Source organism: Candidatus Hydrogenedentota bacterium, from assembly GCA_019695095.1.
Taxonomy (GTDB): Bacteria; Hydrogenedentota; Hydrogenedentia; order Hydrogenedentales; family SLHB01; genus JAIBAQ01.
The window spans coordinates 15,576-29,545 of record JAIBAQ010000071.1 but is presented as its reverse complement, the minus strand read 5'-3'; the positions used below and the strand labels follow the sequence as shown (position 1 = coordinate 29,545).

Below are 13,970 nucleotides of genomic sequence, written 5' to 3'. Positions count from 1 at the left end.
GCCGACATGCGCAACAGGGTAAATCCCAAGGGCGTTTCCGCCTTTACGACTTCGCCCGTATCTGTCACCCACGCTTTGGAGTTGATACCGGATATGTCGGTTGATACAACACGCGTCGTAATGAGTTTCCCCTCGACAAGCAGAGGTTCCTCGGCGATGAAGGTCATCCTAGCCTGCGTCAACGACATCGTCATGGGATCGAAGGTGTCGACAAGATAGACTTGGCCCATCGTCATCGCGGGCACATTCAACGTAGACGTGCCCATGCTGTTCCAGAGCGCAACGTTGTCTTTGATTGGCCACTCAACGGGAAACCGCTCGCCGCCGCTGTTGACATCGGCCTTGAGCAGACCATCGGCTATGGTTGCGGTAACCTCAGTCTTGTGTTCTCCGGAGCGCAGCTCAAAATAGAAACCCGCAAGCCCGCTCAAACGCGCAAACCAGGCGTTCCCGGTCACGTTCAGATCATTGCTCTCCCCCAGCATATTGAGCCGCAGATGGGAATTGAGCGAGACCGTGACTCCTTCTTCACCGTTGCGCGTTCCGGGCGTTGTGCGCACATTCACTGTGCCCACTTGCCGATTCTCGAAATAGATGCCCATCCACGTATCCGAAGCGACCGCGGAAAAGGCGGGATTGGTCACCGACAACGAAGCCAGCCTGGGCAGAAATACTTCTCTTCGCAACAGCAGCGCCACCATCATGCCCCAGAAGAGCGTAATGGCAATGGCAACAACAATCAGAGTTCGCGATGCCCCGCGAGAAGAGTTGCCGTAGAACGGAATCATCCCGTCTTTATGTGGTGATGGTTGTGTCGACCGAACTCTCAGGATTGCCCGCCGCAACACTTCTTGTACTTCTTCCCACTGCCGCACGGACAAGGATCGTTGGGTCCGACTTGCGGCGTCAGGTTGCGTACCGGCGTGCGCTTTGGTTTGGGCGCTTCCTCTTCCTCGCCTGCAATGGCCGGACGACGCCGCGCACCTTCCTGCCCCGCAAGATTGAAGCGGCTGGTGTCGTACGAAGCAAAGCTACGATCCTGCTCTTTGTCCGCGCCGACCATGGTGTAGTTGCTGATGCTGGCGAAGGGATCATTGCCCGCGGTAAGGGTACCGCGGCGCGCATCCGCGCGGCGGCGGCTAAGAACCTCGGGATCGGTCATGATGAACATGCGCGTCACGACGGTCTCCTCGATGGAGCGCATCATCGTGTCGAACATGTCGAAACTTTCGGATTTGTACTCGACCAGCGGATCTTTCTGCCCATATGCGCGCAGGCGGACCGCCTCCCGTAAATAGTCCATGGAATACAGGTGATCGATCCACTTATCGTCAACTGCGCTTAAGAGAGCCATCTTCTCGAGATTGTGCACATACTGCCGCGCCAGCTTGGCGAAGGGCACCGCCGATTCATCACCGCCGATCTGCTCGCGGAAACTGTTGCGGTAATCATTCTCGATGCTCACTTGCCGCTGCGCGTACGTTTCCTTCACTTGATCAAGCAAGTCTTCGGGGAGCGGTTTGGGCTCCTGCGCATCGCCCGTTCCTTCCAGGTTGGGCACAAATCCAAAGATATGCTTGAAGCGCGCTTCAAGCCCTTCCATGTCCCAATTCTCGGGCAGTTCATTCTCTGGCGCATACTGATCGACCATCTCCAACACAAGATTCTCGAACATACCCTGGATACGCTCGGAGACATCGCTATCCTCAAGCACTTCGCGGCGCATTCCATAGATGATCTGCCGCTGCTTGTTCATGACGTCGTCGTATTCCTTCAGGTGCTTGCGCGCTTCGAAGTTGAATTCTTCGACCTGCCGCTGCGCGCGCTCGATTGCGCGCGACACCATGCGTTGGCCCAGCGGTTCGGAGTCCATGTCCTCCTTGCTGCCGGTCCATTCCAGCATCCGCTTGACCTTATCGCCGCCGAACAAACGCGCAACTTCGTCCTCAAGGCTGAGGAAGAAACGGGTCGTGCCCGGATCGCCCTGACGGCCGCAGCGTCCGCGCAACTGATTATCAATACGCCGGGACTCATGGCGTTCGGTACCGACAACCGCCAAGCCACCGACTTCGCGCACACCTTCACCAAGCTTAATATCGGTACCGCGACCCGCCATGTTGGTGGCGATCGTAATTGCGCCGTACTTGCCCGCATTACCGATAATGGACGCTTCGCGCTCGTGGTGTTTGGCGTTCAAAACCTGAAAATCGTGGACTCCGCGCTCTTTGAGCAGTCCTGCCACGACCTCGGATTTCTCGATCGACACCGTGCCCACAAGAATCGGCCTGCCCGTTTCGCGCAAGTGGCATATCTCATCGACCACGTGCTTGAACTTACCCTTCTCCGTAGCAAACACGAGGTCGGTCATATCGTCACGAATCAAGGGCAGGTTCGTGGGCACCTGCAACACGTCAAGGTCATAGATCTGGGCGAATTCCATCGCTTCCGTGACGGCAGTACCCGTCATGCCCGCGATCTTCTTGTACAGCTTGAACAGGTTCTGATACGTGATGCTCGCAATGGTCTGCGTCTCGAACTGAACCGACACGCCTTCCTTCGCTTCCAGCGCCTGGTGCAATCCGTCCGAGAATCGCCGCCCTTCCATCATGCGGCCCGTGAACTCGTCGACAATCAGCACCTCGCCGTTGCGCACCACGTATTCGTCATCGCGCTTGTAGAAGTTGTGGGCGCGGATAGCCTGCTCAATCATGTGGACGGTGCCGAGCGAGTCTTCCGCGTACATATCCTCGACGCCCAGCAGCCGCTCTGCGGTTGTCATCCCCTCTTCCGACAACAGAACATGGCGGTGCTTCTCGTCGACTTCGTAATGCTTGTCCTTTCGCATCTGACGCACGGCCGCATCGACTTTGTAATAGAGATCGGTGCTCTTTTCGGGCCGGCCGGAAATGATCAGCGGCGTGCGCGCTTCGTCGATAAGGATCGAGTCGATTTCGTCGATGATGGCGTAGTTCAGCGCACGCTGCACCCGATGCTCGGGCTTGCGGGCCATATTGTCGCGCAAGTAATCGAAACCGAACTCGTTGTTGGTGCCATAGGTCGCGTCGGCGCGATAGCCAACCTGGCGTTCCGCGTTGTCCATGTCGTGCTGGATGAGACCCACGGTCAGCCCCATGAACTCGCAAATCGGCCCCATCCATTCACGGTCACGGCGCGCCAAGTAATCGTTGACCGTTACGATATGGACGCCTAGCCCCGTGAGGGCATTCAGGTACACGGGCAAGGTCGCCACTAGCGTTTTGCCTTCGCCGGTGACCATTTCCGCGATCTGTCCCTTGTGCAGGGCAATGCCGCCGATAATCTGCACGTCGAATGGCCGCATGCCCGTAACGCGCTTCGCGGCTTCGCAACACGCGGCGAATGCCTCGGGAAGCAGGTCGTCCAAGGAGGCTCCTTGCGAGAGCTTTTCCTTAAAGCGGCCAGTCTGACTCCGAAGCTGGTCGTTGGTCATTTGCACGCAGGCGGTCTCCTGGCTGCGCACGGCCTGGAGCAGAGGCTCAAGCGCCTTCACCTGGCGTTCTTTACTGGTACCGAACAGGGCTTTCAGGATTTGGTTAATCACGTATGGGCGCACTCCACGGATGAGGTTGGAAAACGCGGCCAGCCTGGGCCGGCGGCGGGTGTGTTCAACGCTTCCTACAGCATGTGAAGATGATAGCAAAGGATCGAAGGGCGAACAAATCCACAAATGCCCGGACTTCGCACCCTGCGTTGCTCTCACCCAAGTCTTTGGTTGTAACGTGTCTCGCGGCGTGCTACCTTCATGCCGACTGGATGAGATAGTCACAGGGCGTGGTTCAAAGCGGAAGTCGACGTGCTGGCAATCTACCTATTAACCCTCTTCGTATCCTCCGGCATGACCGGCGTATATGTGCGCCATGTCGTCGCCGAGCAAGGATTTATAACCGGCTTTTCTGGCGGGACCCTGTTGACGGTGGGTGTTGCGTGCGCCTACGCCTCCACGCAGTTGGCCTATGTCACGTTCTTGCGGCTGCTTTGGCCGCCAAAGACCAACATGCCGCTACTCGGCGAAAGCATCTCGCACGCGTGCTGCGTGTTTCTGCTGCCCTATCTCATGGGCATCCAAATCAACTGGCCCCACCCAATTTTGAAAGAAGTCGAACCGCTCATATTCCTTGGGACATTTGCGGCAATCCACTCGCTATTCAAAGTCATCACGTTGTTCTCGTTTCTGCGAAGTATTCCAGGTAAACGCATTACCGTCGTATTCTGGGCAGTCGCCACCTGCGCGACCATTCTGACCGGCTACCTGTGTTCCTCTTCGTGGATAAAGCGCGTGGAACGTGCACAGAACACGGTGGTGGAAGAAGCCAAGCCGTATCGAATCGACGGTGCGACCGCGATGGCGCGTGCTTTGCCGGAGAGTTGCGATCTGACTGTCCCGCTGAGTCCTGGAGCCAATTCCGTGCTTGCGATGCGGTGGGCCAATCTTCCGGACGCGCCCCAAGAGAACCGCGTGGGGCGTATTCACGTGACCATCGATTTCGAGAGCGAAAGCGGGAAGACCTACGACACGTGGATTGAGCTGGGTTCATCGCAGTGGCTGGACTTACACCTACCGGCAGAGTCCGTTCCCGACGATGCTACTGCTTGCACGGTGATGTGGGGCGTTGAAAAACCGCCGAAGTGGCGAGCGCTCACCAAACTGCGCCCTGCGTTGCGCTCCGATCGGAAGGTGCTGCTTTCGGGTCCCATGCTGTGCGCTGCTCTATCGGCTCAAACCACGCCCAGTGTCGTTGTGGTCGTTGTCGACGGATTGGGCGCATATCATTTCACCGGTCTGGGGACAACCAAGGCCTATACACCGAATTTGGCGGTGTTTGCCAACGGGTCGCTTTCCTTTCTTCAGGCCTATACCACGGCGCCCGAATCGGCCGCAGCTTCCATGTCTCTGCTTACGGGCGTGGGTCCGTTGCGCCACGGTTACCTGGGAACCCGGTTAGGGCCGACGCCTCGCTCGCTTCGGGCCATCCCAGAGGTCCTGCGCGAAGCCGGCTATGCGACCGCTGCCTTCTCGGAAGGCGACCGTTTCGACGATTTAACGTTTGAGCGATCGTTTGCGCGCGGGTTCGACCTTGTCGATTCGTCTGCACACTTCGAAGACACGTCCCAATCGGAATCGTCGGTCATTGCCGCACCCGCAACCGTGAGTGCAGGCAATGAGGAAACGCAGGCAGAGCCGCCGGTCTTTGGTTCGAGCCAGACCTTGAAGCGCGCCTCGGAGTGGATAAAAGCGAACCAGAGCCTGCAAACCTTTACATTTGTCCGGCTCACTGAATTGCGCGATCTCACGCCGCGAATTCAGTATGGACTGGACAGCGCCTCACAACCGCCTCGCGAACTCTACGCGGCGGCGTTGTTTCATCTCGACCATGTTCTGTCGCAGTTCCTTTCGAGTGTCCAACACTCGGCGGGCGGAGCAAACACCTTTATTGTCGTTGCGGGCGCCTACGGAACAGATTTCGCCAGCGGCGCGACTCCTTCGGCTTCGGGCCTGACGGAACCCTCGCTGCGCGTGCCGCTTCTCGTGCGCGGACCAGGAATCGAGCCCAACAAAGAAGGGAACTTGGTGAGCATCGAGGACGTAGCGCCCACGCTGGCCGCACGTTGCAGCACCAGCTTAGGTTCCGCGGTCGCGCCAAAGGACCTGCTCGGTGATGCAGTCGCCGAAGAGCCCGTCTCGGTGACAGGTAATCCACTGACCATTACCTCGCGCAACGATCTGTGGCGTATTGTGTGGGAGACGGGACGTACGCCCTTTGAGAAAGATGCGAGCGGACCCCAAGGATTCGCCCGCTTGTACAACCTGAGTCGCTACACTCCCAGTGCAGGCCTTTCCGATCAAGCGCCACGCAACACCGAATTGGTCACTCAATGGGTGACGGTGCTGCAGCGTTTTCTGGATGTCCAGGCCACGGAGTGGTGACCACACGGGGTGCAGCCCAATGAAGGCCCTCGTCCTTTCAGACTACATGCGCTTCGATTACACCGAGGTTCCACTTCCGGTGTGTGGCCCGGATGAGGTGATGATTGCCGTCAAGGCCTGCGGTATCTGCGGCAGCGACATTCACGGCATGGACGGAAGCACAGGGCGACGGCGTCCTCCAATCATCATGGGGCACGAGGCTGCGGGCGACATTGCCGCGATGGGCTCGGATGTGCGCGAGTGGCGCATTGGCGATCGAGTTACATTCGACTCCACGATTTCTTGCGGAACGTGCGCGTTCTGCATTCAGGATCGCGTCAATCTCTGCAACCACCGTCGCGTTCTCGGCGTCTCTTGCGAAGATTACCGCCAAGATGGGGCCTTCGCCGGATTCGTCGTCGTACCGTCTCGCATCCTCTATCGGCTTCCCGATACGCTTTCCTTTGAACACGCGGCCATGGCCGAGGCCGTTTCGGTTGCGGCGCATGCCGCAGGTCGAATCCCGGTGCATCCCAGCGATACGGTCCTCGTCGTTGGGACCGGCATGATTGGGTTGCTGGTCATCCAAGTGCTCGCCCTCACCGGGTGCCGAATCATCGCGGCAGATATCGACCGGCAACGCCTCGAAATGGCGCGTTCGTTCGGAGCGAAGGACACCGTCTGCACCTCGGACTGCAACGCACACGAGCGGATACTGGAGTTGACGCAACGGAGCGGAGCGGACGTATCATTTGAAGTGGTGGGGAAAGACGATACCGTGCGGCTCGCAATCGAGTCGTTGCGCAAGGGGGGTACGGCCGTACTCGTTGGAAACACCTCGCCGGAAGTCTCGCTCCCGCTTCAATCGACGGTCACGCGCGAGATTTCGCTGCTGGGATCGTGTGCTTCCGCGGGTGAGTACCCGCAAGTACTCGATTGGCTGGCAACTGGCGCGATTCGTGTGGATCCGTTGATCAGTGCGGTTGCGCCGCTTGCGGAAGGAGCGCAGTGGTTCAGCCGGTTGTATGCAAAGGAGCCTTCGTTAATGAAAGTCATCCTTAGGCCCGATGACGAAAGTTCAACACCATGAATGTGAATTTGTTTGACCTCTCCGGCAAAGTCGCCATCGTCACTGGAACCAGCCGGGGGCTGGGCCAATACATGGGGCGCGCACTCGCGAGAGCAGGCGCGGACCTCGTCATAACCAGCCGCCTTGTTGAGACTCTAATGCCGTTTCAGAACGAAATTGAAGCGATGGGACGGCGCGTGCTGCCACTTGCCTTGGATGTCATGGACCAATCCAGTATTGAGGCAATGACGGCAAAGGCGAACGAACATTTCGGACGGATTGACATACTGGTTAACAATGCCGGATGCAACGTGCGCAAGCCTGCGCTGGATATAACCTGGGATGATTGGAACCTTGTGCTTGACACAAACCTCAGGGGCACGTTTTTCGTTTCGCAATCAGTGGCCCGCTTCATGATTCCCCGCCAATATGGTCGCATCATCAATATTGGCTCCGTCACGGCGGTCTTCGGCTACGCGGGGCTTGGCCCTTACAGCGCAAGCAGAGGCGGGACGAAACAACTCACTATGAGCCTCGCCGACGACTGGGGCGTCCACGGGATTACGGTCAATTGTCTCGCGCCGGGCTGGTTCAAGACCGCGCAGAATGCGGTGATGTACGAGAATGAGGAGTGGGTCGCCTACCTGTGCGATCGCATCCCGCTGAAACGTCCCGGCCAGCCTCAGGATCTAGATGGAGCCGTCGTTTTCCTCGCTTCCGAAGCGAGTGGTTATATTACGGGTCAGACGCTGTTGGTGGATGGCGGAATATCCACGGGCGCGACACGCGCGCTCCCCAAGAAACCCGATACGCCCTAAACAAATTGAGGATTCCCGCATTGCAGATTGACGTACTCCCGACACAACAAGACGTGAACCAGCTCGCGTGCAGCATGATTCTCGGCGAACTCGACCGGAAGCCCAACCTGCTTTTCTGCGCGGCGACGGGTTCCTCCCCCGCGGGCGCCTATCGCGCCATGGGCGAGGCCGCGAAGGCCAATCCCACGATATTCTCCCGCATGCGCCTATTGAAGCTTGACGAGTGGGGCGGGCTGCCGATGGATCATCCTGGGACTTGCGAGCACTATCTCCGAGAATATCTCGTCAAGCCGCTGTCCATCGACGAAGCGCGCTATTTCGGATTCCAAAGCGCCCCATCCAGTCCGGAGGCCGAGTGTGAACGTATGCGTGCCCAACTCAACGAGTTGGGACCCATCGACGTTTGCGTCTTAGGTTTGGGATTAAACGGCCATCTCGGCATGAATGAACCAGCCGCCACGCTTAGTCCAAACTGTCACGTGGCCGAACTCACGCCGACGGCAATGGGGCACTCGATGTTGGCCGGCGGAAAGCCCCACTATGGGCTGACGCTCGGCATGGCGGATATCCTTCAGTCGAGACTCATTCTCCTTCTGAATCTCGGTGCATCGAAACGCGAACCCATGCGGCGGTTTCTCACACAACGCATCGACACGGATTTCCCGGGATCCCTGCTGTGGACCCACCCCAATACGATCATCTTGTGCGACAGGGACGCACACCCGGAGTAGCTTGGTTCAACGGAAATTGGAGGCAGAAGACATGGAATCCTGCGTCGGCGTCGGACTGGTCGGCTCGCAGTTTATCAGCACCATTCACGCGCGTGCGCTCAAGCATGTGCCGAACGCCCGGCTTGTGGCGGTAGCCTCCCCCACTCCCGGCAACGCCAACCGATTCGCCGAAGCCCACGGTATCGCGTCGGCCTTTACAGATTACCGCAGGCTACTCGATTGCCCCGAGATTCAGATGATCGTGATTGGCGCGCCCAATGATCTGCATTACTCGATTGTGCTGGATGCAGCGTCGGCGGGAAAGCACATCGTCGTCGAAAAGCCGCTGTGCCTTAACTTGAACGAGGCGGATCGGATGATCGCCGCGTGCAAGGAACACGGCGTAAAACTGATGTATGCCGAAGAGCTTTGTTTTGCGCCGAAGTATGTGCGCATGAAGCAACTGCTCGACGAAGGGGCGATCGGCACACCTACGCTTATCAAACAATCCGAAAAACATGACGGACCGCACGCGCCCCACTTTTGGGACGTCACGCGCAGCGGAGGTGGCGTCACAATGGACATGGGTTGCCACGCCATCGCCTTCTTCCGCTGGATGCTCGGCAATGCGCGCATCACTTCGGTCTACGCACAGATGGGCACGCACGTGCACGCCGACAAGACGAGAGGCGATGACAATGCCATCCTCGTACTCGAATTCGAAAATGGGACCGTTGCGATTGCCGAAGAAAGCTGGACGAAGCTAGGCGGCATGGACGATCGCGCCGAAGTGTACGGATCGAAGGGTGTCGCCTACGCAAACCTCCTTCAGGGCAATGCCATTCAAACGTACAGCGCCGATGGATACGGCTACGCCGTCGAAAAGGCCGGCTCCACGCAGGGTTGGTCGTTCACCATGTACGAAGAGGAATGGAACTACGGATTCCCTCAAGAAATGGCGCACTTTGTCGACTGCGTCGCGAACGACACGCAACCGCTGGTAACGGGCGAAGACGGTCGCGTAGTGCTGGAAGCCATCTTCGCCGCCTATCAGTCTGCCGCTACCGGACACAAGGTGGCACTCCCATTCCATACCACCGCCTCACGGCCCATTGATCTCTGGAGACCAACTTGAACTTCCCGCGCTTAAGGTCTCAGTGAAACAAGCGCGTCCAGCAGTTCCTTACGAGCCTTATCAGCCACGCTGCGATCGGCGTCCGAGTCTTTCCACCAGAGCCCCCGATTCTGTTCGTAGGCCGCGCAGACTCGCGCGGGCAGGTCCGTGAGCAGGGTGCGCGCCGCGTCGACTTTCGCTGCATCCACACCTCGCGCCGCCGCATCGTCTGCCGCGTCCTTGAGCATGGCCAGATACTCGTAGTCTTCGATGCTTTCGCGGCACGCCTCCATATGCTTCCCGTCGGTCACTCCCTCGGGGCTGACAAACGACATCGCATAGCCGTTGCCTTTCGCGCCATACTCGTTCCACGAATCGCCGCCGCCCGTATCCCCGAAAGCCCAGAAGTACGTGCTCTTCGCGCCGTACTGCCAGCACGTCCATGCCTGCAGACGATGATAGGTGTACGGATCGAGCAACCGCGCCGGGCCGCTGCACGAGTAGAAATCGAGCGCAACACCTTTGTTGTGTTGTTCGACAAAGAAGTCGCGGAAATCCTGTTTCGCGTTCAAGAAACTGGGGCGATTGGGACACAAGACATCACAGAATGGCAGCCACGCCGCGTTTGCGACCGTTATGTCGTCGTAAATTGGATCTTCCCATACACGCACCCCGGTGGCCGCTTCGCGAATCGGTTTCGCCCATGCCGCGATGACGGCGTCCTGCTCTGGAGATTGCGGCTCATCGACAAGAAGAATGGCCAACTGCTCGGGCTTCAGCCCGCGTTCTCGAAAGTGATTGGCCCAGAACGTAATCCATTGCTTCACGGCGGCGTCAAAAGGAGCCGTCCCCATCTCGAAACCGCCAAGTTTGTTTGAGACGGCTGCAAACACGCAGTACTGACCCGCACCCGCCCACCGGTCGAGCCACGCGTCGCAGTATGCCGTGTCCGGCGTCTTGACGTAAGCGCCGCTTGCATCGAACTCTCCTGCAGCCAATGTGCCAGGACTGGCCCACGGCGAGTCCACGAAATGCTCTTTCAGATCCGCGATGAACTCGTCTCGCATTGCTTCCGTGACGCCATACATGGACGGCCGGTCGGTATAGTCCCAACCGCCAAAGTGCAGCCGCGGCTTCTCGGGGAAGCGCACGGGATAGACTTGAAGCCGTACTGGCAAGAACTGTGTCGTCGCGCCCGCATTGAGCGCAATAGTCCCCGAATGCACCGTAGCTTCAAGGTCCGTGGGGTGGAATGTCAGCCACACCTGTCGCGTCATGCCCGATGGCACGTGAATTACGTATCCGTCGTCCTTCTTTTCCGCCAACGGAAGAGCAGCGGCTACGGGAAACCCCGTTCGCGTGTCAGTCCATGCCACTTCATGCACCGTTACGTATGCGGGAACTGCACCACCCGGCAGCCCCTCGAACCGCAACGTCACTTCCATGTCTTCGGTTGTGGTGTTGGTAATATTGAAAGAACCCGCCCGGTACTCGTTGTTCATCATCCAGACATCCACGAGCGGCTCCGCTTCCATCGGAGGTTCTGCAAACAGATCCAGCGGTTCCCAGAGTCCCGTCTGCCATATCTGTACGGGCTTGAGTCCTTTTGCGCTCCAAAGCTTGGCCTGGCATTGAAACACCCGCGCATGCAGCGGCGTCAGCGGGAGTATCGCCTTAAACGCCGCAGGATACACGGGCGCGGCCCCTGCCTGTTCGGCCGCGATAGCATCCAGTTCCTTTGACACCGCGTCGGCCACATCAGCCGGAACGCCATTTGCTTTGGAGGCCTTTCGGACCGAATCAACATCCTCACGAAGGCGCCGCTGTACGCAGGTATGCACGTTGATGCGCTGCACGAATTCGCTCAGGTCGGCAATCGCTTCGCCTTCAACCGGCGAAGAAAGCCACTCTTCCTCTCCTCCGGCCACTTCGATCTCATCCACGAATGTGAACGGCTCGTTCACAACGACAAGTCCCACATAACGCCCGTGTATGCGGAGCTTGTCTGTGGTGAACTTATGGACGGCATAGCCACCCTGAAGCGAAGAATCCGGCTTGGCACTCAACGCGGCCAAATCACCGATCCAGCGATACTGCTTATCTTCGCCCGCGACGAAGATGAAGATAGCCCGTGGCCAAGTGACTCCAGCCACACCGGCGGCTGTGTTGAACGAGATGCCTCGAATCGGCTTTTCCGCCCCAAGGTCAATGTTGATAGTCGCCTGACCCGCGCCGGTCCATCCAACCGTCGATGGCTGCGTCCAGAAGTGCCCTTCCGTGTATACGCCATCGGTGAGTTGTGTCGCATCGCCCGAGTCGGTGCAGTGCTCATAGTTGGGTGTAGGGCTTAGGGTATACGCCGCCCCCTTGGCCAGGTTCTGCCATGCCGGTTCATCCGCAGAAGCAAAACTCGCGCCCCAAGGCATGAGTATCGATAACACCAAGAAGGCCCTGAAACCTGCTATTGTCCGTGCCGAAATCCGCATACTTCCCCCTCTCGGCACTCGCATAGAGTGCCTGTGCAATACAACAAGCATCGAATACGCTATTTCAGTCCACGCAACAACGTTTGAAACTCGGGATCATCGTCCAGTATGCGTCCGGCCGCGGCGCGAAGTCTATCGACCTGTTCCTTCTGTAAGTTGAACGAAGTCGGAATCTCATTCAGATAGCTTCGCTCGGCATCGTCGCGCATGCGATTGAAACCCACCTCAATGAAAAAGTACTGGCAATCGGGAACGCGCAATTCGGGCACATTCTCATCGACAGCGTCTTTACCCGCCAGAGCGACTGTCTTGCCCCGAACTTCGCGCAGGGTATTGAGATTTCGGACATAACTTCGAAGAAATGCGATTTCAGCCTCGGAATAGTTGCTCAAGGGAGCCGAACTCACCACGTTAAGCACGTTGAGCAGACCGACCACGTCACGGTCTTTGTCCCACGTCACTCTTCCCGCGCGCTTCGCATCGACCGTAATGATGACGACCTTCTTGATCTCCCCGCTCTCGACCGCCGAACGCAGACTATCTTCAGGCATGACGCCATCCATGAACTGAATCACCGGCAGAACACCAAGATTGTCCGATACTCCTCCATCGGAAAGATGCACATACGGCTTGTCTGACTTCAGATAGCTTTGCATTTCCAACGCCGCGGAATACTGCGGGCTGTAGAAATCGCTGGTCGCCAGGGTCGTTTCCAACCATGCAGGCATTTGATATCCGTTGCCTTTATCGAAATTGCGCAACGTCATTGGCGTCAACAAGCCGGGAAACGCCGCTGAAGCTGCCACAGCATGACCAATGGGATACGTGTCCAAATTGGAGTTCAAGAGGTCGAACTGACGCTGGGTAAACTCGAACCGGCTTCCCAACGCCATATCCGTGGAGTTGATGAGGACAAACGGGCGCGTCCTCCTATCCAACAGATCCGCAAAGGTCCGCCGCTCGAAAATCTCACGCGTGAACGTGTCAGCCATAAGGTCGGTGCGGCCATAGAACGGAGACGCCAGCTTGATGTAGTTGCGCCATTTCAACCCTTGCGAAAGCAGGTTCGATTGAATGTCGCGGTACAAAACCTTGTCCGGAAAATCCGCGAAAGTCCGTTCTCCGAACAGAGCAAAGTACGCTGCGGGCAGACTCCCCCCCGAAACGGACGAAATTACGTCGACTTCATCGAGAAGCCTGCGCTTCTCCCCATCCCACACAATTTCAGTCGCGCGCAACTTTTCCAATACGCCATAGGCCAGCGAAGCGGCGCGCGTTCCACCGCCCGAAAAAGTCAGGATTACAAACAGACCATCCGAGTTGTCTTTGCCGGGCACGAGACTGCTGAATCGATATCCCCCTGAACCTGGCACACGGTGGAGACGCTCGTTCTCCACCGGCGCCGTCGCGCACGCTCCAACCAGAAGCGCCAAACAGACCCCAAAACCAACTTGAACGAATCTTGTCACTGCTTCACTCTTCCAATATGTCCAACACGTGGGACTCTTGGCCTCACATATTCGATTCGCATCCACACGACGTATCGTGACTGGCACATTCCCTAAGCGCAGAAACCCCAGTCACGCGCACCTCTATACGTACGCAACACAAACAAAAGGGTAGCCCATCGGACAGAGAATCACAAAGAACCTCGCCGCAAGAAGAGACCCTTGTTGCCAGGAAGCCAAACTGCCATCCCGAGTCCCTCTTAGGCGGACGAGGTACCCAGCCAAATGACAATCAGGTCCTGGGTTACAAATAAGCGCCCGTAGACCAGTTCCGCCACCTACTTCGGTTTGTCATGCTGAGCGTAGCGAAGCATCTGGCAC

The 13,970-nt window shown here is 57.9% G+C and carries 8 protein-coding genes and 1 pseudogene; 5 read left to right on the top strand and 4 right to left on the bottom strand.

Annotated features, from left to right (window positions below; genetic code table 11):
- Together K1Y02_13265 and secA are read right to left on the bottom strand one after the other, a co-directional pair.
- A partial coding sequence (locus tag K1Y02_13265) for a hypothetical protein (GenBank protein MBX7257326.1) occupies positions 1–788 on the bottom strand: 788 nt, incomplete at its 3' end.
- 38 nt (positions 789–826) lie between these two features.
- A pseudogene (gene secA, locus K1Y02_13260) lies at positions 827–3,538 on the bottom strand (preprotein translocase subunit SecA).
- 294 nt (positions 3,539–3,832) lie between these two features.
- Here secA and K1Y02_13255 point away from each other — a divergent pair.
- From K1Y02_13255 to K1Y02_13235, 5 genes are read left to right on the top strand one after another with little or no spacing between them, the layout of a single operon-like run.
- Positions 3,833–5,965 (top strand): sulfatase-like hydrolase/transferase, encoded by a 2,133-nt coding sequence (locus tag K1Y02_13255; protein ID MBX7257325.1) that lies wholly within the window; start codon positions 3,833–3,835, stop codon positions 5,963–5,965.
- A 19-nt stretch (positions 5,966–5,984) separates the two neighbouring features.
- Positions 5,985–7,034 (top strand): galactitol-1-phosphate 5-dehydrogenase, encoded by a 1,050-nt coding sequence (locus K1Y02_13250; protein ID MBX7257324.1) that lies wholly within the window; start codon positions 5,985–5,987, stop codon positions 7,032–7,034.
- A complete protein-coding gene (locus K1Y02_13245; GenBank protein ID MBX7257323.1) occupies positions 7,031–7,831 on the top strand; it encodes a glucose 1-dehydrogenase in 801 nt (266 codons plus the stop codon). The genes K1Y02_13250 and K1Y02_13245 overlap by 4 nt, the downstream gene beginning before the upstream one ends.
- Before the next feature lie 20 nt (positions 7,832–7,851).
- Complete coding sequence (locus K1Y02_13240) at positions 7,852–8,562, top strand: 6-phosphogluconolactonase (protein ID MBX7257322.1); 711 nt, start codon at positions 7,852–7,854, stop codon at positions 8,560–8,562.
- A 31-nt stretch (positions 8,563–8,593) separates the two neighbouring features.
- Positions 8,594–9,676 carry a Gfo/Idh/MocA family oxidoreductase gene (locus K1Y02_13235; protein ID MBX7257321.1) on the top strand — a complete coding sequence of 361 codons (1,083 nt, stop codon included), beginning with the start codon at positions 8,594–8,596 and terminating at the stop codon, positions 9,674–9,676.
- Between the two features lie 11 nt (positions 9,677–9,687).
- On the opposite strand, the gene K1Y02_13230 is transcribed toward K1Y02_13235, so the two are convergent.
- Positions 9,688–12,141, bottom strand: coding sequence for a hypothetical protein (locus K1Y02_13230; protein MBX7257320.1), 2,454 nt, complete (start codon positions 12,139–12,141; stop codon positions 9,688–9,690).
- Positions 12,142–12,200: 59 nt separating this feature from the next.
- On the bottom strand, positions 12,201–13,610 hold the full coding sequence (locus K1Y02_13225; GenBank protein ID MBX7257319.1) for a patatin-like phospholipase family protein: 1,410 nt from the start codon (positions 13,608–13,610) through the stop codon (positions 12,201–12,203).
- Positions 13,611–13,970 lie beyond the last annotated feature (360 nt).

Bases quoted from the DNA above. Each gene is read 5' to 3' on its own strand.
- K1Y02_13250 (MBX7257324.1), top strand. From the start codon at position 5,985: ATGAAGGCCCTCGTCCTTTCAGACTACATGCGCTTCGATTACACCGAG.
- K1Y02_13245 (MBX7257323.1), top strand. From the start codon at position 7,031: ATGAATGTGAATTTGTTTGACCTCTCCGGCAAAGTCGCCATCGTCACT.
- K1Y02_13235 (MBX7257321.1), top strand. From the start codon at position 8,594: ATGGAATCCTGCGTCGGCGTCGGACTGGTCGGCTCGCAGTTTATCAGC.
- K1Y02_13230 (MBX7257320.1), bottom strand. From the start codon at position 12,141: ATGCGGATTTCGGCACGGACAATAGCAGGTTTCAGGGCCTTCTTGGTG.